The sequence below is a fragment of the Streptomyces sp. NPDC051180 genome (assembly GCF_040689545.1).
Taxonomy (GTDB): domain Bacteria; phylum Actinomycetota; class Actinomycetes; order Streptomycetales; family Streptomycetaceae; genus Streptomyces.
The window spans coordinates 431,743-449,940 of the sequence record NZ_JBFBBC010000003.1 but is presented as its reverse complement, the minus strand read 5'-3'; the positions used below and the strand labels follow the sequence as shown (position 1 = coordinate 449,940).

Annotated in this window: 12 protein-coding genes, 4 tRNA genes and 1 other RNA gene; 7 read left to right on the top strand and 10 right to left on the bottom strand. The window is 72.6% G+C overall.

Going from position 1 to position 18,198, the window contains the following annotated elements; translation table 11 throughout:
* Nucleotides 1-27: 27 nt before the first annotated feature.
* From purL to purS, 3 genes are read right to left on the bottom strand one after another with little or no spacing between them, the layout of a single operon-like run.
* Nucleotides 28-2,277, bottom strand: a complete 2,250-nt coding sequence (purL, locus tag AB0424_RS08835) for a phosphoribosylformylglycinamidine synthase subunit PurL (protein WP_366303293.1) — start codon at nt 2,275-2,277, stop codon at nt 28-30.
* The gene (gene purQ / locus AB0424_RS08830) at nt 2,277-2,957 is read right to left on the bottom strand and encodes a phosphoribosylformylglycinamidine synthase subunit PurQ (protein WP_030760273.1); all 681 of its coding nucleotides are present in this window, start codon (nt 2,955-2,957) and stop codon (nt 2,277-2,279) included. Before purQ ends, purL begins: the two co-directional genes overlap by 1 nt.
* Nucleotides 2,954-3,199, bottom strand: coding sequence for a phosphoribosylformylglycinamidine synthase subunit PurS (gene purS / locus AB0424_RS08825; protein ID WP_017240564.1), 246 nt, complete (start codon nt 3,197-3,199; stop codon nt 2,954-2,956). The genes purQ and purS overlap by 4 nt, the downstream gene beginning before the upstream one ends.
* 367 nt (nt 3,200-3,566) lie before the next feature.
* Between purS and AB0424_RS08820 the strand changes: the two genes are divergently transcribed.
* The 4 genes from AB0424_RS08820 to AB0424_RS08805 all read left to right on the top strand — a co-directional run bounded on the left by AB0424_RS08820 (nt 3,567) and on the right by AB0424_RS08805 (nt 4,506).
* Nucleotides 3,567-3,908, top strand: coding sequence for an Lsr2 family protein (locus AB0424_RS08820; protein WP_366303291.1), 342 nt, complete (start codon nt 3,567-3,569; stop codon nt 3,906-3,908).
* 136 nt (nt 3,909-4,044) lie between these two features.
* Nucleotides 4,045-4,116, top strand: a tRNA-Gly gene (locus tag AB0424_RS08815).
* A gap of 80 nt (nt 4,117-4,196) precedes the next feature.
* Nucleotides 4,197-4,269, top strand: a tRNA-Gly gene (locus tag AB0424_RS08810).
* A 161-nt stretch (nt 4,270-4,430) separates the two neighbouring features.
* Nucleotides 4,431-4,506: transfer RNA gene (locus AB0424_RS08805), tRNA-Gly, on the top strand.
* Nucleotides 4,507-4,550: 44 nt separating this feature from the next.
* Here the strand turns inward: AB0424_RS08805 and AB0424_RS08800 are convergent.
* The 6 genes from AB0424_RS08800 to ffs all read right to left on the bottom strand — a co-directional run bounded on the left by AB0424_RS08800 (nt 4,551) and on the right by ffs (nt 13,251).
* Entirely contained in the window at nt 4,551-5,462 is a 912-nt protein-coding gene (locus AB0424_RS08800; protein ID WP_366303289.1) for a phosphoribosylaminoimidazolesuccinocarboxamide synthase, read from the bottom strand.
* 128 nt (nt 5,463-5,590) lie between these two features.
* The gene (locus tag AB0424_RS08795; protein ID WP_366303287.1) at nt 5,591-7,051 is read right to left on the bottom strand and encodes a N,N-dimethylformamidase beta subunit family domain-containing protein; all 1,461 of its coding nucleotides are present in this window, start codon (nt 7,049-7,051) and stop codon (nt 5,591-5,593) included.
* Between the two features lie 228 nt (nt 7,052-7,279).
* On the bottom strand, nt 7,280-9,253 hold the full coding sequence (locus tag AB0424_RS08790) for a hypothetical protein (protein WP_366303286.1): 1,974 nt from the start codon (nt 9,251-9,253) through the stop codon (nt 7,280-7,282).
* 260 nt (nt 9,254-9,513) lie between these two features.
* The gene (gene purD, locus AB0424_RS08785; RefSeq protein WP_366303284.1) at nt 9,514-10,764 is read right to left on the bottom strand and encodes a phosphoribosylamine--glycine ligase; all 1,251 of its coding nucleotides are present in this window, start codon (nt 10,762-10,764) and stop codon (nt 9,514-9,516) included.
* A gap of 61 nt (nt 10,765-10,825) precedes the next feature.
* On the bottom strand, nt 10,826-12,970 hold the full coding sequence (locus tag AB0424_RS08780) for a DNA polymerase III subunit gamma and tau (protein ID WP_366303282.1): 2,145 nt from the start codon (nt 12,968-12,970) through the stop codon (nt 10,826-10,828).
* Nucleotides 12,971-13,152: 182 nt separating this feature from the next.
* Nucleotides 13,153-13,251, bottom strand: an RNA gene (gene ffs, locus AB0424_RS08775) — signal recognition particle sRNA small type.
* Between the two features lie 142 nt (nt 13,252-13,393).
* Between ffs and AB0424_RS08770 the strand changes: the two genes are divergently transcribed.
* The 3 genes from AB0424_RS08770 (at nt 13,394) to AB0424_RS08760 (ending at nt 17,302) form a co-directional block, all read left to right on the top strand.
* Nucleotides 13,394-13,481: transfer RNA gene (locus AB0424_RS08770), tRNA-Ser, on the top strand.
* Between the two features lie 163 nt (nt 13,482-13,644).
* On the top strand, nt 13,645-15,120 hold the full coding sequence (locus tag AB0424_RS08765) for a pentapeptide repeat-containing protein (RefSeq protein ID WP_366303281.1): 1,476 nt from the start codon (nt 13,645-13,647) through the stop codon (nt 15,118-15,120).
* 238 nt (nt 15,121-15,358) lie between these two features.
* The gene (locus AB0424_RS08760; RefSeq protein ID WP_366303279.1) at nt 15,359-17,302 is read left to right on the top strand and encodes a serine/threonine-protein kinase; all 1,944 of its coding nucleotides are present in this window, start codon (nt 15,359-15,361) and stop codon (nt 17,300-17,302) included.
* A 40-nt stretch (nt 17,303-17,342) separates the two neighbouring features.
* Here the strand turns inward: AB0424_RS08760 and AB0424_RS08755 are convergent, their stop codons facing one another.
* The gene (locus tag AB0424_RS08755) at nt 17,343-18,143 is read right to left on the bottom strand and encodes a VOC family protein (RefSeq protein ID WP_366303277.1); all 801 of its coding nucleotides are present in this window, start codon (nt 18,141-18,143) and stop codon (nt 17,343-17,345) included.
* Between the last annotated feature and the right edge of the window lie 55 nt (nt 18,144-18,198).

Genomic DNA, 18,198 nt, shown 5'->3' with positions numbered 1-18,198 from the left:
CGGGGGCTGTCGCGTACAGCCGGGGCGTCAGGCCAGCAGGGCCGGGATCGTCGCCTCGTGCGCCTCGCGCAGCTCCGTGAGGGAGAGCGCGAACTCGCCCTGCACGTCGACCGCGTCACCGTCGACGACACCGATGCGGGTCGCCGGCAGACCGCGCGCACCGCACATGTCGGTGAAGCGGAGTTCCTCGCTGCGCGGGACGGCGACGACCGCACGGCCGGCCGACTCGCTGAAGAGGAACGTGAAGGTGTCCAGACCCTCGGGGACGACCAGCCGCGCGCCGTTCCCGCCGCGCAGGCAGGACTCGACGACCGCCTGGACCAGACCGCCGTCGGACAGGTCGTGCGCCGCGTCGATCATGCCGTCGCGGGACGCCGAGATCAGGATCTCGCCGAGCAGCTTCTCCCGGTCGAGGTCCACGGCCGGCGGCATGCCGCCGAGGTGCCGGTGGATCACCTCGGACCAGGCCGAGCCGCCGAACTCCTCACGCGTGTCGCCCAGCAGGTAGAGGAGCTGGCCCTCTTCCGCGAAGGCGATCGGCGTGCGGCGGTTGACGTCGTCGATCACACCGAGCACGGCCACGACCGGCGTCGGGTGGATGGCGACCTCGCCGGTCTGGTTGTACAGCGACACGTTGCCGCCGGTGACCGGGGTGCCCAGCTGCAGGCAGCCGTCCGCGAGACCGCGGGTGGCCTCGGCGAACTGCCACATCACGGCCGGGTCCTCGGGCGAACCGAAGTTCAGGCAGTCCGAGATGGCCAGCGGCTTGGCACCGGAGGCGGCCACGTTGCGGTACGCCTCCGCCAGCGCGAGCTGCGCACCCGTGTACGGGTCGAGCTTCGCGTACCGGCCGTTGCCGTCGGTCGCCATGGCCACGCCGAGGTTGGTCTCCTCGTCGATCCGGACCATGCCCGCGTCCTCGGGCTGCGCCAGGACCGTGTTGCCCTGCACGAACCGGTCGTACTGGTCCGTGATCCAGGACTTCGACGCCTGGTTCGGGGACGACACCAGCTTCAGGACCTGGTCCTTCAGCTCGGCGCCGGTCTGCGGCCGGGGCAGCTTGCCGGCGTCGTCGGCCTGGAGCGCGTCCTGCCACTCCGGGCGCGCGAACGGCCGGTGGTAGGTCGGACCCTCGTGGGCGACCGAGCGCGGCGGCACGTCGACGATCTGCTCGCCGTGCCAGAAGATCTCCAGGCGCTCGCCGTCCGTCACCTCACCGATGACGACCGCGATGACGTCCCACTTCTCGCAGATCTCCAGGAAGCGGTCGACGTGCTGCGGCTCGACGATCGCGCACATGCGCTCCTGCGACTCGCTCATGAGGATTTCCTCGGGCGAGAGCGTCGCGTCGCGCAGGTGGACCTTCTCCAGGTCCACGTGCATGCCGCCGGAGCCCGCGGAGGCCAGCTCGGACGTGGCGCAGGAGAGCCCGGCGCCGCCGAGGTCCTGGATGCCCGCGACCAGCTTCTCCCCGAAGATCTCCAGGGTGCACTCGATGAGGAGCTTCTCCTGGAACGGGTCGCCGACCTGGACGGCGGGGCGCTTGGTGGGCTTGGTGTCGTCGAAGGTCTCGGACGCGAGGACCGAGACGCCGCCGATGCCGTCGCCGCCCGTGCGGGCGCCGTAGAGGATGACCTTGTTGCCGGGGCCGGAAGCCTTGGCGAGGTGGATGTCCTCGTGCTTCATCACGCCGATGCAGCCGGCGTTGACGAGCGGGTTGCCCTGGTAGCAGGAGTCGAAGACGACCTCGCCGCCGATGTTGGGCAGGCCCAGGCAGTTGCCGTAGCCGCCGATGCCGGCGACGACACCGGGCAGCACGCGCTTGGTGTCGGGGTGGTCGGCCGCACCGAAGCGCAGCGGGTCGACGACCGCGACCGGGCGGGCGCCCATGGCGAGGATGTCGCGGACGATGCCGCCCACGCCGGTGGCCGCGCCCTGGTAGGGCTCGATGTACGAGGGGTGGTTGTGCGACTCCACCTTGAAGGTGACCGCGTACCCCTGGCCGACGTCGACGACGCCCGCGTTCTCGCCGATGCCGACGAGCATGGCGTCGTTCTCGGGGGTCTTCTCGCCGAACTGCTTCAGGTGGACCTTGCTGCTCTTGTAGGAGCAGTGCTCGGACCACATGACCGAGTACATGGCGAGCTCGGCGCCGGTGGGACGGCGGCCGAGGATCTCGCGGATGCGCGCGTACTCGTCCTCCTTGAGGCCGAGCTCCTTCCAGGGCTGCTCGCTGTCCGGCGTCTCGCTCGCGTGCTTGACGGTGTCGAGGCTCATCAGGCGTTGACCAGCTTCTTGAGGATCGAGGTGAAGAAACCGAGGCCGTCCGTCTTGCCGGTGCCGATCAGCGGCTCGACGGCGTGCTCGGGGTGCGGCATGAGGCCGACCACGTTGCCCGCGGCGTTGGTGATGCCCGCGATGTCGCGCAGCGAGCCGTTGGGGTTCACGTCCAGGTAGCGGAAGGCCACCCGCCCCTCGGCCTCGAGCTCGTCGAGCGTGCGCTCGTCGGCGACGTAGCGGCCGTCCATGTTCTTGAGCGGGACCTCGATCTCCTGGCCCGCGGAGTAGTCCGAGGTCCAGGCGGTCTCCGCGTTCTCCACCCGCAGCTTCTGGTCGCGGCAGATGAAGTGGAGGTGGTTGTTGCGCAGCATCGCGCCCGGCAGCAGATGGGCCTCGGTGAGGATCTGGAAGCCGTTGCAGATCCCGAGGACGGGCATGCCCGCCTTCGCCTGCTCGATGACGGTCTCCATCACCGGCGAGAAGCGGGAGATGGCTCCGGCCCGCAGGTAGTCGCCGTAGGAGAATCCACCGGCCAGGACCACGGCGTCGACCTGCTTGAGGTCCTTGTCGCGGTGCCAGAGCGAGACGGGCTCGGCGCCCGCGAGGCGGGCGGCACGCAGCGCGTCCTGGTCGTCGAGCGTTCCGGGGAACGTGACGACGCCGATGCGTGCGGTCACGACTCCACCTTCACGATGAAGTCTTCGATCACGGTGTTGGCAAGGAAGGTTTCGGCCATCTCATGGATGCGGGCGAGGGCGGCGTCGTCGACCGGCCCCTCCACCTCCAGCTCGAAGCGCTTCCCCTGACGGACGTCGGCGATTCCGGCGAATCCCAGGCGGGGCAGTGCACGCTGCACCGCCTGCCCCTGAGGGTCGAGGATCTCCGGCTTGAGCATGACGTCGACTACGACGCGTGCCACTGGCACTCCCGGTGGTGTGTTGCGTGGGCGGTTCCCTCAGCGTACCTGCCTCCAAATTCTACGCGGGTAGAGATCTGAAGGATCCTACAAAAGGCCGGTTCGATGCGACGTGCGCCACACGAACACCCTCCACGCGCCGGACCGGCGCTCCCCACGCAAAATTCCAGTGAAATATTGCGGACCGCAATGCACCGGGACACGCTGAAACAATTGGCAGGGCTTCACAATGCGACACCTGCCGCTGTACAAAGGAATCCAGAAGAAAGCAGCATTGTCCCGGCACAGCCGTACGGTCGGCATCGCAGCACGTCAGAGGCGCCACAAGCGTCCTCGCGACCTCGGTGGCCGCAGGAAAGGACCGATATCCGTGGCTCAGCGTGTGGTGGTCACCCTCTCCGACGACATCGACGGCGGAGAAGCTGCAGAAACGGTCGCGTTCGGCCTTGACGGGAAGATGTACGAGATCGACCTGAATGCTGCCAATGCAAAGAAACTCCGCAAGACCCTCGCTCCCTACCTCGCCGCCGGGCGCAAGCTCCCCGCCCGGCTGGCGGCCGGCCGGGGCCCCGCGGTGCAGAGCTTCACCCACACCGACCTCGCCCCCGACCCGGCGGCGGTCCGCGCCTGGGCCCAGTCCAACAAGATGGACGTCCCGGCCCGCGGCCGGATCCCGAAGCGGGTCTACGAAGCCTTCCGCGCGGCGAGCTGAACGACCGTTCAGGGGCCGGGGCGACGACCCGGCCCCTGACCTCGGCCCGAGGCGATTTGCATTGCACCCCCGATGATCCGGTAGAGTCTGGATCACGCCGAAGGGCAAGGCCGCAAAGCCGAGTCCGACGCAGCGTGCGGGTGTAGTTCAGTAGTAGAACATCCCCCTTCCAGGGGGAAGGCGCAGTGTGCAATTCCTGTCACCCGCTCTGCATCGCTCGACCGACCACTCCGGTGGATCAGGTAGAGTGGTGCTCGCACCGCCCGGTGAAAGCCGAGCGGCAGCAATGCGGACGTGGCTCAGTTGGTAGAGCATCACCTTGCCAAGGTGAGGGTCGCGAGTTCGAATCTCGTCGTCCGCTCAGGAAGATCGAAGGCCCCGGTTCTCACGAACCGGGGCCTTCGTCGTACCCCCGGAAGTCCCTGCCCGAGGGCCGGCCGACCACTGTGAAGCAGCCCACGGAAAAAGGGTGTCACGAGCACCCGGGGCGTTGGGTATAGTTAGCAGCGCGCTACGGCGCATGCGGACGTGGCTCAGTTGGTAGAGCATCACCTTGCCAAGGTGAGGGTCGCGAGTTCGAATCTCGTCGTCCGCTCCATGAAGAAGCCCCCCGGTCATTCGACCGGGGGGCTTTCTCGTCTCCTAGGACCAGCGGTTTCCGGTCAGGAGCTCGTACGCCTCCAGGTACTTGGCGCGGGTGGCGTCCACGATCTCCTGGGGGAGCGGCGGCGGGGGCTGCTCGCTCTTGCGGTCCCAGCCGGAGGCCGGCGACGTCAGCCAGTTCCGCACGAACTGCTTGTCGTACGAGGGCTGGGCGCGGCCCGGCTGCCACTGGTCCGCGGGCCAGAAGCGGGACGAGTCCGGGGTGAGGACCTCGTCGGCGATGACGAGCCGGTCGCCGTCGGGGGTGCTCTCGAAGCCGAACTCGAACTTCGTGTCGGCCAGGATGATGCCGCGCTCGCGCGCGATGTCACGGGCGCGGCCGTAGACGTCCAGCGTCGTCCTGCGCAGCAGCGCGGCCGTCTCGGCGCCGACCTGGCGGGCGACCTCCTCGTACGACACGTTCTCGTCGTGGTCGCCGACCGCGGCCTTCGTCGCCGGGGTGAAGATCGGCGCGGGCAGCTCGGAGCCGTCGCTCAGGCCCTCGGGCAGCGCGAGGCCGCAGACCGTGCGGCTCTCCTCGTACTCGACGAGGCCGGAGCCGGTCAGGTAGCCGCGGGCGACGCACTCGACCGGCACCATGTTCAGCGACTTGCAGATCAGCGTGCGGCCCGCCCAGTCGGCGGGGGCGCCGGCCGGGAGGTCGGTGGAGAGGACGTGGTGCGGCACCAGGTCGGCGAGCCTGTCGAACCACCACAGGGACAGCTGGGTGAGGACCCGGCCCTTGTCGGGGATCTCGGTGGGCAGGACCCAGTCGTACGCGGACATGCGGTCGCTCGCCACCATCACGAGGTCACCGGCCTCGTTCCGGTACAGGTCGCGCACCTTGCCCGTGTGGAGATGGGTGAGGCCCGGGACCTGGACGGGCTCGGGCTTTTCTACGAATCCGGACACGGTTCCTCCGCGTAGGTTGATCCAGGAGCCCTCTGATTCTCTCGCACCGGACCGGGCCGTCGGCGCCTGGGCCCGGTCGATGCCGCCCGGGACCTCCCGAAGGTCTTCCCGCAACCCGTCGGATCCGGTCAGTCCCTCTTGCAGATCCGGTCGAGCAGGTTGGCCGTGGCGCGCTGGACCCGGGCGTCGACGTGGCCCGGGCGGTCCAGCGCGGGCGACCAGGCGAAGGTGCCGGAGGCGAAGACCCAGGCGCCCGAGGGGGCCCGGTAGAGCGAGGTCTCCTGATGGCGCAGGGCACCCTCGCCGTCCCGGTAGGGCGAGTGCGCGAGCAGGATGCGGCCCTGGTGCTCGGGGAGCGCGGTGCGCGGGAAGTAGCGGTCGGCCTCGCCCGCCACCATGCCAGGGAGCTCGTCGCCGTCCCCGGCGCCGGTCGCGTCCCACAGCCAGTGGTCCGCGTTCCGCACGACCAGCGGGTGCGGTTCGGGCACCCGGCCCGCGTACTGGATGCCCAGGAGCTGCTGCTCTGGCCGGTCGACCTCCCGCCAGAGCGCGGGCCGGCCGGGGCCGCGCCTCTTCCGGCAGGTGAGCAGCCGGTCCGGCACTCCCGACGGCGACGGGCCGAGCTCCACCTGCCAGTACATGGTGTTCGCCGACAGGAAGACGAGCGAGGTGCCCTGGTCGCGGGCGAGTTCGGCGGTCCGGCGCATCGGCGCCGACCAGTACTCGTCGTGCCCCGGGAAGACCAGGCCCCGGTAGCGGCTCGGGTCCACCCGGCCCGCGTGCAGGTCACGGGTCTCCGCGTACGCGAGGTCGTAGCCGTACCGCTCCGCCCAGCGGATGAAGTCGTAGGCGTGCCCCACGTGCAGCGGCAGGCCCGCGCCCGCGTACGGCCGGTCGAAGGAGACGGTGACCGCCGCCTCCTCCTCGCCCAGCAGCCGGCCGTCCTCGTCCCACGCGTGGTAGAGGCTGGCGCCGGTGTGGCCGTCCTCCGGATAGAGGTTGTACGCCTGCCACGTCACGTCCGGCAGGACGAGGAGCAGGTCGGCCGGGTGGTTGTCGCGGACCGTGAAGGGGATGTGCGAGCGGTAGCCGTCGGCCGTGGTCAGCACGGCCACGTACGCCCCGATCGACCAGTACGACGGGACCTGCAGCCGCCAGGACTGCCACCAGTGGTGGCAGGAGACCGTGCGGTCGGCGGTGAGCGGTGCCGGCTGGACGATCCCGGAGAGGCGCGGACTGGTCGTGATCTTCGCCGCGCCGTCGCCGCCGTAGTGCCCGATCCGGTAGATGTCGACCGAGAACTGCTGCGGCGGGTCCACCGTGACGTGGAAATCGATCGACTCGCCCGGCGCGACCGCCCCGTCGGACGCGAACCCCTTGATCTGACGGCGGACGTCGTCGGCCGTGCGCGGGCCGCCCCTGCCGCCCCGGGCCAGGATCTCGTCCGCGTACCAGGGGACCATCTGGCCGGTGTCGTCGAAGTAGTTGTCCGAGCCGCGCAGCCAGGGCAGGGGTCCCTGGCCGAAGGGATCGCTCACGGCGTGCGCCAGCGCACCCGACTCCCACCGTCTGATCTGCTCCGCCCCCATGCTGCGCCCCTCCCTCGACTCCCCCGGTCGGCTGGCCTGCTCGTCGGCTTGTCGGCTGGTCGGTGCCGCTGGTTCTTGCCCTTGTCAGTGACGGTCTCCAGCACATCACATAACGCACGCACTCCGTCACCCTTCGTCGTGAATTGGCGAGAGTGGAAGCCGATCCTCCGCGTGGGCCCGGGAGTGGGCCCGGGCGTGCGCCCGGGTGTGGGCCTCCGTGTCGGAGGCTCAGACCAGGCGCACCGGCTTCTCCGGGCGCACCCCGGTGCGGGCGAGCCAGCGGCTCAGCGGTTCCGGGTCGCCGTCCTCGACCAGGGCGAGGACCTTCGGACCGAGGTCCGCCGCCCGCTCGCCGCCGACGATCAGCGCCGGCCCGTCGAGCCAGTCGAGCCCCGGCACGGCCTCCGCCGTGTCCACCGCGGCGCAGCACACCATCGCCGTCACGTGATCGGCGAGCAGGTCGCGGCCGGTCCGCGGCGGCTGGAGCGGGAAGAGCGGCAGGGGCCCGTCGGGGCCGCTGACCGCCGCAGGCGCGGCCGTCGCCTTCCGGCTCTTCTCCGCCGCCCGGGCGCTCTCGGCCGCGGCGACCCGCGCCTCCCGCGCGGCCTCCTCCCGCACGAGGAGAGCGCTGAGCGCCCCGGCGAGCGCCTCGGCGGCGGGATTGACGGGCTCGTCGTCGTCCAGGTGCGCGGGATCGAGGTCGGTGTGGGGGTCGGTGGCGGGATCGGCCTGAGCGGTATCGGCGGGAGCGGTTCCGGCGGGATCGGTGGCGGTCTCGGCGGGATCGGTGGCGGTCTCGGCCGTGCCGACGCGATCGGTGCCGGTCGAACCGGTGCCGGTCGAACCGGTGCCGGTCGAACCGGTGTCGGCCGGAGTGCCGCCGGGGAGCGGCCGAGCGGCGTCCGGAGCCGTCGGGTCGGTGGTGCCCGTCGGGGGCCTGGTCGTCGTCAGGTGGTCGATCACGCGGGTCAGGGTCGGGCCGGCGGGGTCGGGGGCGGTCCCGGCGGCGGAGGCGGCGACGCCGAGGCCGTCGAGCACCTGGTGCAGCCGGGCCGCGTCGGTACGCCACTTCCGGTCGACGACCTCCTCCGGGTACTGGCTCCACTCCACCGGGGACCAGTCGGGGCCGTGCTCGGCCGGGCCGCCGTGGAAGAGGCGGGCGGCGAGCAGCGAGGTGGCCTCGTCGACCGCGCCCGGCTCCTCCAGGAGGTCGCAGGCCGGACGCTCGCCGAGCCGGGAGGAGAACCCGTCGGCCAGCCGGTCGCGGCGGGAGAGCTCGGTCAGGGCGGAGACGACGCCCGCGTCGAGCTTGGCGGGCCATCGGCCCATCCGCCAGGCGGGCAGCGCGACCCGGGTCAGGAGCCGGTCCCAGCCCGCGTAGGCCAGGCCGACCTGCTCCTGGGCGACGATCCGGACGCCGTAGTCCACGGCCTGGGCGCGCTCCGAGCCGGCGGCGGCGACGCCGCGCTCCATCTCGGCGGCGTGCCCGCGGCAGGCGCGCAGCAGCAGGCGGGCGATCCGTCCGACGCCGTGGGCGCCGAGCCTGCGCAGCGGATCGAGTCCGGGCTTCTCGGGCACGGCGACGGCGGCGTCGAGGCCGCGGACGAAGCGGCGGGCCGCGGCTATGTCGGGATGCGCGGCAGGTCCCGTACCCGCGACGACCGGGGCGAGGACGGCGCGCAGCTCGGCGACGCGCATCCACCACAGGAACGGGGAGCCGATGACCAGGACCGGGGCGCCGTCGCCGGACACCGTCCGCCGGGCGCGGTGGGCCCGGTGCGTGCGGTCCTCCAGCCAGCTGTCGCAGTCGGGCGTCAGGGCTATCCCGGCCGGCGCGGGGACGTCGAGGCGGTCGGCCAGCTCCCGGACGAGCCGGTAGAGGTCGGGGGCGGCGGTCTCGGCGAGCTCCACCGTCGGCGTGGCGGCCGGACGGGCCCGGCCGACGACGAGGGCGACGGCCGTGGCGGCGACGAGGACGACGACGGCGAGGACCGTCACGACCCAGCGGGCCGTGTCCCAGGCCGCGCCGGTGAAGTGGCCGGTGACCCCGCCCGCGTACAGCACGACGGCCACGGCGGCGGGCAGCACCGCGAGGCCGAGTGCCCTGCCACGGACACGGAGGACGGCGAGGGCCCGGGAGCGCGCGGCGCGCGCACCCCACTCCTCGCCGACAGCGGCACCGGTACCGGACACGCCGTACATCACCCCCTCCTGCCCTCGACGGGACTGCCTGTGGCGGTGTTGCTCACTCCCCCACTGTGGCACCCGCCACCGACATCGCAATGCCGGTGGGCCAAGTGCCGGAACGCCTTCGCCGCACCCTAGTTGGGGCGTCGGCGGGCGTCATCCGTATGGCTGAGCCGTCACTCGATGGAATGGCTTTGGGCAAAGGTGATGGCGTTCAAGAGGCCGTGCGGTCCACGTCTTCGCCACCGCACGGCCTCAGGAGGAACGGGGCAGGATCAGCCCTCGGCGGCCTTCCGCGCGATGTCCGTCCGGTGCTGCGAGCCGTCAAGACGGATACGGCCGACCGCCGCGTACGCCCGCTCGCGGGCCTGGGTCAGGTCCGAACCGGTCGCGGTGACCGACAGCACCCGGCCGCCCGCGCTGACGACCTTGTCGCCGTCCCGCTTCGTGCCGGCGTGCAGCACGTACGCGTGCGGGGCGTCCTGCGCCGCGATGTCGTCCAGACCCTCGATCGGGTCGCCGGTCCGCGGGGTGTCCGGGTAGTTGTGGGACGCGACGACCACGGTGACCGCGGCGTCGTCGGACCAGTTCAGCGGGGCCTGGTCGGCCAGGGTGCCGTTGGCCGAGTTCAGCAGGACACCCGCCAGCGGGGTCTTCAGACGGGCCAGGACGACCTGGGTCTCCGGGTCGCCGAAGCGCGCGTTGAACTCGATGACCCGGACACCGCGGCCGGTGATCGCCAGACCCGCGTACAGCAGACCGGAGAACGGCGTGCCGCGGCGGCGCAGCTCGTCGACCGTCGGCTGGAGGACGGACCCGAGGACCTCCTCGACCAGCTTGGGGTCGGCCCAGGGCAGCGGCGAGTACGCGCCCATGCCGCCGGTGTTCGGGCCCTCGTCGCCGTCGAGCGCGCGCTTGAAGTCCTGCGCGGGCTGCAGCGGGAGGACGGTGGTGCCGTCCGTGATCGCGAAGAGGGACACCTCGGGGCCGTCGAGGTACTCCTCGATGACGACCCGGTCGCAGGCGAGCGCGTGCGCCCGCGCCTGCTCGACGTCGGCGGTGACGACGACGCCCTTGCCGGCGGCGAGACCGTCGTCCTTGACCACGTACGGAGCGCCGAAGGCGTCGAGCGCCTCGTCGATCTCCTCGGGGGTCGTGCAGACGTAGCTGCGGGCGGTGGGCACTCCCGCTCCGGCCATGACGTCCTTGGCGAACGCCTTGGAGCCTTCCAGCAGCGCCGCCTCCTTGGACGGGCCGAAGACGGGGACGCCGGCCGCGCGGACGGCGTCGGCGACACCCGCGACGAGCGGGGCCTCCGGGCCGACGACGACCAGCTCGGCACCGAGCTCGCCGGCGAGGCGCGCGACGGCGTCACCGTCCAGCTGGTCGACCGGGTGCAGCTCGGCGACCTCCGCGATTCCGGCGTTGCCGGGCGCGCAGTACAGAGCGGTGACGTCGGGATCGAGGGAGAGAGAGCGGCACAGGGCGTGTTCGCGGGCGCCGCCGCCGATGACGAGGACCTTCACGCCAGCCAGGGTAGCCCGCGGGCCGGGATGCCCCTTGTGCGGGCCACCGAGCGAGACGCCCCTACTCGTTCGTGTATTCCTCCACAACGGTCGCTCCCAGCTCGCGCACGATCAGGTCGTGCCCGGACAGCGCGGAGTCCACGAGGTCGGGGTCGTCCTCCTCCGGCACGTCGTCCTCGGGCGCCACGGGCTGCGGCGCCGGCGGGCTGTACGCGGGCGCGGGGGCCTGCGTAGGAGCCGCCTGCGGGAAAGCCGGCCCGGACGCCGCCTGCGGCTGTACGGGAGCGGGCGCGGGGGCCTGCTGGAAGGACGGGGCCTGCGCCGCGGGCCGGCCGCCGCCGAATCCGCCGGTGCCGCCCGAGCCGCCGAAGCCGGTCGCGGCGGGCGGGGGCGCGGCACCGCCCGAGGGGTCGATGATCGCCTCGATCTTCCAGTTCACGTGGAACTGCTCGGCAAGGGCCTGCTTCAGGACCTCCTCGCTGCCGCTGCTCGCGAAGTTGTCGCGGGCGCCGGCGTTCAGGAAGCCGAGCTGGAGCGTGGTGCCGTCGAAGCCCGCGACCTGCGCGTTCTGGCTGAGCAGGATCCAGGTGAACCTGCGCCGGTTCTTCACCGCGTCGAGGATCTGCGGCCACATGTTCCGCACCTGCGCCGTGTCCCCACCGCCGCCACCCGTCGGGGCCGGGGCCGGAGCGGACGGCTGCGCGGGAGCGGGGGCGGCGGCGGGCGGAGCCTGCGGAGCCGAGGCACCCGGCCAGGCGCCCGCGGGAGCCGACGCCGCCGGAGCGGCCGGGGCGGACGCGCCGGGCCACGCACCGGGCGCACCGCTGCCGGGCGCCGCGGCCCCCGGCCACGCGCCGGGCCGCGGGGCGGCGGGAGCGGACGGCTCCGCGACGGGCTGCGCCTGCACGGGAGCGGGGGCCGGCGCCGCCTGGACGGGCGCCGGGGCGGGCGGCGGCGGCGCCATCGGCGTGTGGGCCTCGGGCCCGGGCACGTACCCCATGGCGGGTGCCGGCGGCCCCTGCGTGAAGACGGGGGCGGGCGCGGCGGCGGCCCCGCGCTCCAGCCGGTCCAGCCGGGCCTGGAGCGAGCGCTCGTCGTCGAAGGCGGCGGGCAGCAGCACGCGCGCGCAGATCAGTTCCAGCTGGAGCCGCGGCGAGGTCGCGCCCCGCATCTCGGTCAGTCCGGCGTTCACCAGGTCGGCCGCGCGGCTGAGTTCGGCCGCGCCGAAGACGGACGCCTGCGCCTGCATCCGCTCGATCACGTCGACCGGGGCGTCGATGAGCCCCTTCTCGGCGGCGTCCGGAACCGCGGCCAGGATCACCAGGTCGCGCAGCCGCTCCAGGAGGTCGGCGACGAACCGACGGGGGTCGTTGCCACCCTCGATGACCCGGTCCACCACCTCGAACGCGGCGGCCCCGTCCCCGGACGCGAACGAGTCGACGACCGAGTCCAGCAGCGATCCGTCCGTGTAGCCGAGCAGCGACGTGGCCATGGCGTACGTCACACCGTCGTCGGTGGCGCCGGCGAGCAGCTGGTCCATCACCGACATCGAGTCACGCACCGACCCGGCGCCGGCCCGCACCACGAGCGGCAGCACGCCGTCCGCGACGGGGATGCCCTCGTGCCCGCAGACCTCGCCCAGGTACTCCCGCAGCGTGCCGGGCGGCACCAGCCGGAAGGGGTAGTGGTGGGTCCGCGACCGGATCGTCCCGATGACCTTCTCGGGCTCCGTCGTCGCGAAGATGAACTTGAGGTGCTCCGGCGGCTCCTCGACCACCTTCAGGAGCGCGTTGAAGCCCGCCGACGTGACCATGTGGGCCTCGTCGATGATGTAGATCTTGTACCGGCTCGACGCAGGCCCGAAGAACGCCTTCTCCCGCAGGTCACGCGCGTCGTCCACACCACCGTGCGACGCCGCGTCGATCTCGATCACGTCGATCGACCCCGGCCCGTTCCGCGCGAGGTCGCGGCACGACTGGCACTCCCCGCACGGCGTCGGCGTCGGCCCCTGCTCGCAGTTCAGGCAGCGGGCCAGGATCCGCGCACTGGTCGTCTTCCCGCAGCCGCGCGGACCGCTGAACAGGTACGCGTGATTGACCCGGTTGTTCCGCAGGGCCTGCTGCAACGGGTCGGTGACATGCTCCTGCCCGATGACCTCGGCGAAGGACTCGGGGCGATAGCGGCGGTAGAGCGCGAGAGACGACACATGTACGAGGTTATAGGCGCCCACCGACAACCCGGGAAAAACCGCCACCACCACGGGCCTGGCCCCCCGCGCCCCGTCCCCCGAGCGCCGGTCCGGTGGACCCTCGCGCCCCGTCCGTACGGCCCCGCCCCGCACGGGCACGGGCACAGCCCGGTCCCGCCCTGTCCCGGTCCGGCCCCGGAAACGCAAGCGCCCCCCACGCACCTGCCAGAGCCGACCTACCCTTGCTGCCTTCCGGCCCTGGGGGAGTTCAGTCAGATAGCACCGCGTGAGGGGCTTCGCTCAGCGTACCCGATCCCCGGCCCCCTCCGTCCCCCCGATCCCGCCCGAACTCCACCCGCACCCCCTCCCCGATCCCACCCCGAGGAACCTCGAACCGATCACGTTCGCGAGCACCCCTCAACGTCTTGTATTGTTTGCCGCGGAGGATTCGCCTAGTGGCCTAGGGCGCACGCTTGGAAAGCGTGTTGGGGGCAACCCCTCACGAGTTCGAATCTCGTATCCTCCGCCAGTGCCTCACCGGGCACGTTGTCGAAGGGCCCCACCGTTCGCGGTGGGGCCCTTCGACGTTCGGCGGTCACCGTCGTGGGAGCCCGAAGGCCGCGCCGCCGTTGCGCGCTGGTCGGAGTCGGGCCTCTTGCCACCGGGCTCATGCCTGGACTGTCCTTGTGGATGTGACCACACCGACCCCTCGGCGCCGGGCCGAACGGCGCGGACTGCGCCTGTGGAACGTCGGCCTCGTCCTCGTGCTGGCCTTCACGGCGGCGGTCCTGACGGCGGGCTTCGTCTTCTACACCGGCTGGGACCTTCTCGGCGCCCGGGAGCTCCAGCAGCAACCGAAGATCGACTCGAAGACGCTGTTCGACCTGGTGAAGCTGTCCTTCGGGGTCGTCGCGGGCGCCGGAGCCCTGGTGGCCCTGGTCGTCGCCTACCGCCGCCAGCGGGTGGACGAGGACGGCGCTCTGCGGGATGCCACCCGCCTGCACACCGAACGCTTCACCACGGCCGTCTCCCAGCTCGGCGACGACTCCGCCGCCGTCCGCCTCGGCGGCGTCCACGCCCTGGCCGGCCTCGCCGACGACGCCCCCACGCGCGAACTCCGCCAGACCTGCGTCGACGTGCTGTGCGCCTACCTCCGCCTGCCCTACGCGGCCGAAGCCGACCTCCCGGTCGGCGACACCGCTGCCCGGCACGCCTATCTGTCCTTACGGGAGGTACGCCACACCGTGATCCGGCTCGTCCGCGACCACCTGCGCCTCTCCGATCAACCGCACTCCTGGGGAGGGCTCCACCTCGACTTCACGGGCGTCGTCTTCGACGGCGGCGACTTCTCGAACGCGGAGTTCGCCGGCGGTACGGTCGATCTCTCCCAGGCGGTGTTCTCCGGCGGGAGGGTCGACTTCACAGGGACGCGTTTCCGCGGCGGCACGGTCGACTTCACCGGGGTGCACGTCTCCGGCGGCACGGTCGACTTCACCGGCGCCGTGTTCTCCGCCGGCGTGGTCGACCTCACCCGGGCCAGGTTCTCCGGTGGCCTGACCGACTTCACAGGGGTGACGTTCTCCGGCGGGCTGACCGATTTCAGCAAGGTGAAGTTCGCCGGTGGCATGGTCCTCTTCAACGAGGCCCGGTTCTCCGGCGGCGCGGTCGACTTCAGCGAAGCGGGGTTCTCCGGCGATCTCGTCTCCTTCGCGGAGTCGGCCTTCTCCTCCGGCACGGTCAGGTTCACCCGGGCCAAGTTCTCCGGTGGCACCGTCGACTTCCTCCACGCGGCCTTCCTCGGCGCGGACGTCGACTTCGCGGGCACGACCTTCAGCGCCGGGACGGTCAGCTTCGCCGAGGCACGGTTCTTCGGCGGAGACGTCGCCTTCACCCTGGCGCGGTTCTTCGGCGGCACGGTCGACTTCACCGGGGTGCAGTTCTCCGGCGGAGTGGTCGACTTCACGGAAGCCTCGTTCTCCAGAGGCCGGGTCGGCTTCACCGGCGCGATGTTCTCGAACAGCACGGTCGGCTTCACACGGGCGCGGCTCTCGGGCGCCACGGTCGACTTCGATCGCGCATCGGGCCGCTGCCCGATCGACCTCCCCCGCTCGCGACCGGTGCCCGGGCTCACCCTCCCCGACGTCTGGCGCACCGCCGGAAGCCCCTGATGCGGGCGGCCCTGCGATCAGGACGTCCGCCTCCGGCCCGTCTTCCTCGGGCAGAACGTGGGTCCGCCAGGGGACCGGAGGCGGGCGGGGCGCAGTCCGGGCGTTCGGCCGCTGGGTGGGGCGTCACCTCCGTCGTCGTTCCTCGCGATCACGTCCCGCTGGCGGTCACGGGCCGATAGCGTCTGCTCCGGACGCGCGGTCGGGGGACACGGGCGCCGGGCTCGGGGGGAGCGTGGGCATGCAGCCGCTGGCAGCGGACGATCCGCGGCAGGTCGGCGAGTACCGGCTGCTGCGGCAGCTCGGAGCGGGCGGGATGGGCCGGGTCTACCTCGGCCGGACCGCGGGCGGACGGACGGTCGCCGTCAAGGTGGTCCGCCTCGACCTGGCCGGCGACCCCGAGTTCCGGGCCCGGTTCCGCCAGGAGGTGGCCGCCGCCCGACGGGTCGGCGGCGCCTGGACGGCGCCGGTCCTCGACGCGGACACCGAGGGCGTGCACCCCTGGGTGGCCACCGGCTACGTCGCCGGGCCCGCGCTCACCGACGCCGTGCAGGACTTCGGCCCCCTGCCCGAGCCGGTCGTCCGTACTCTCGGCGTCGGCCTCGCCGAGGCGCTCGCCCATCTGCACGGCCTCGGCCTCGTCCACCGGGACGTCAAGCCGTCGAACGTCCTGCTGACCCTGGACGGGCCCCGGCTGATCGACTTCGGCATCGCCCGGGCCCTCGACGCCACCACCGTGCTCACCCGCTCCGGCGCGGTCTTCGGCTCCCCGGGCTTCATGTCGCCGGAGCAGGCGAACGGGCTCCCCGCCGGACCGGCCAGCGACGTCTTCTCGCTCGGCGCGCTCCTCGCGTACGCCGCGACGGGCACCATGCCCTTCGGCTCCGGAGTCAGCGCCCCCGTCCTCCTCTACCGCGTACTGCACGAGGAGCCCGACCTCTCCGAGCTCCCCGGCCCCCTGCACTCCCTCGTCCACGACTGCCTCGCCAAGGCCCCGTCCGCCCGCCCCACCCCCGAACGCCTGCGGAAACTCCTCGACGACGACGGCACCGCCGCCGCCCGGCTGGGACGCGGCGACTGGCTGCCCGTGGCCCTGGCGGCGGCGGTCGGGCGCAGCGCCGTCCAGCTCCTGGATCTGGAGGGAGAGGGCGAACCCGGGGAGAGGGAGACCGGGGAAGGGCGGGCCGGGGAGGGGGAAGGCGGGGAGGAGAAGACCGGGGAAGGGCGGGCCGAGGAGACGGGGACCGGGGTGAAGGGGGCCGGGGCTCCCCGTAGTCCCAGCGCTTCCGGGTTCGGGCCTCCCGTCGCGGCGGGGTTCGGCCCGCCGACCATGGCACCCGGGGGGCCGGCCGGGACGTACCCGCCGGTCCCGACCGCGGCCCCGATGTCGGGGCCGGCCGCCGGGGCGACCACTGGGCCGGTACCGATCGCCGGGCCGATCGCGACGGCAGCTGCGGCCCCCGCCCCGCCGGGCCATCCGCCGTCGGTGCCGGGGCATCCGCCGTACCCGCAGCGCGCGGGGGGCCGGCGCAGGTACGGCGTACCGCTCGCCGCGCTGGTCGGCGTACTGCTGCTGGGCGGCGGGTACCTGTTGTTCGACCAGTTGCGGGACGACGGCCGGCGGGACACCTCGGCGAACCCCCGGCAGACCACGCCGTCGGACGACTCCTCCGCGGACTCGTCCACGGGCTCCCCGACGGACTCGCCGACCGAGTCCTCCCCACCCGACACACCCGAGGACCCGCTGTCGGGCAGCCCCGATCCGAGCGGCGGCACTCCCGATCCGACCGAGGACAGCCCCGACCCCGACTCCACGGACACCCCGGGGCCGGACATCGTTCCCGCGAAGTACCTGGGGACGTGGGTCGGCAAGGGCAGGGGAACCGACGGGGAGATGACCACCGTCACCCTCACGATCGCCCAGTCGGCGTCGAGCGAGGAGAAGAGCAAGGTCCGCACCGAGACGCCGGCCACCGGCACCTGGTGCGAGGCCGCCTGGACGCTCACCGACGCCGACGCGAGCCGTGCCTCGTACGCGTCGCGGGTGACCCGCTCCTCACCCGGCGACCCGTGCGCCACCGACGAGTCGATCTACCGGCTGATCACGATGCAGCAGGACGGATCGCTCCACTACATGGACCTTCTCCAGCAGGACCGCTACATCGTGCTGCGCAAGAAGGGCTGAGCCGCGGCCCCACGGACCGCTCCCTGCCCGGACCTTCCTGCTACCGCGCCCAGGGCAGGACGCGGGTGCCCTCCGTGCCGGGGACGGAGGCGACGCCGTCCGCGCGCATGGCGACGTGCGCCTCGGCCGCCAGCGGGGCGTGGATCCGGCGGACGACGCCCGGCGGGAGTACGACCGTCTGACCCGCCCCGACCTTCTCGCTGTACGCCCCGCACGTGACCTCCAGAACCCCGGAGGTCACCGTCCACACCTGCTCACGGCTGACGACGTGCTCGGGACCGGTCTGACATGCCTCCATCTCGACGGTCCACGTGCTGAGTTCCGCGCTCCCGCGGCTCGGGGCCGCCAGGCCGGTCATCCGGGCGTTGGGGGAGGTGGTGACGTTCTCGTCGGTGGGCGTGATCACGTGCATGGCGAACTCCTCTGCGGTGGCGGTGGCGGTGGGGAGGGGCTCCTCGACGGCCGGCGTGGCCCATTCGACGAGTTGGACGACGACGCCGTTGGGGTCGGTGAGTTGCAACAGTCGCTCGCCCCAGGGCTCTTCGCGGAGCGGCATGGTGACGGGGGCGCCGGCCTCGACGAGGCGGCGCTCCTCGGCCTCGATGCCGGAGACGGTGAGGGCGAGGATCAGGCCCGAGGCCCGGCGGTCGCGCTGCTCGGGCGGGAGGACCTCGCTGCCGCTGCGGAGGAGCACGACGTCGGCCGCGGCGTCGTCGCGGCGGAGGGAGACGAAGCCGTCGGCGGCCATGGCGACCTCGTAGCCGAGGTGCGTACGGAAGAAGTCGCGGGAGGCGTCCACGTCGGCGACGGTCAGGGACAGCGTGGAGGTGGTGACGTGCATGGCGGCTCCCGACGGGTGAGAACGGACGGACGTGGCCGGCGAGGAGGGCAAGGAC

Excerpts from the sequence above, each read along its gene's own strand:
- purL (WP_366303293.1), bottom strand. The coding sequence starts at position 2,277 with ATGAGCCTCGACACCGTCAAGCACGCGAGCGAGACGCCGGACAGCGAG.
- AB0424_RS08795 (WP_366303287.1), bottom strand. The coding sequence starts at position 7,051 with ATGGGGGCGGAGCAGATCAGACGGTGGGAGTCGGGTGCGCTGGCGCAC.
- AB0424_RS08790 (WP_366303286.1), bottom strand. The coding sequence starts at position 9,253 with ATGTACGGCGTGTCCGGTACCGGTGCCGCTGTCGGCGAGGAGTGGGGT.
- AB0424_RS08760 (WP_366303279.1), top strand. The coding sequence starts at position 15,359 with ATGCAGCCGCTGGCAGCGGACGATCCGCGGCAGGTCGGCGAGTACCGG.
- AB0424_RS08755 (WP_366303277.1), bottom strand. The coding sequence starts at position 18,143 with ATGCACGTCACCACCTCCACGCTGTCCCTGACCGTCGCCGACGTGGAC.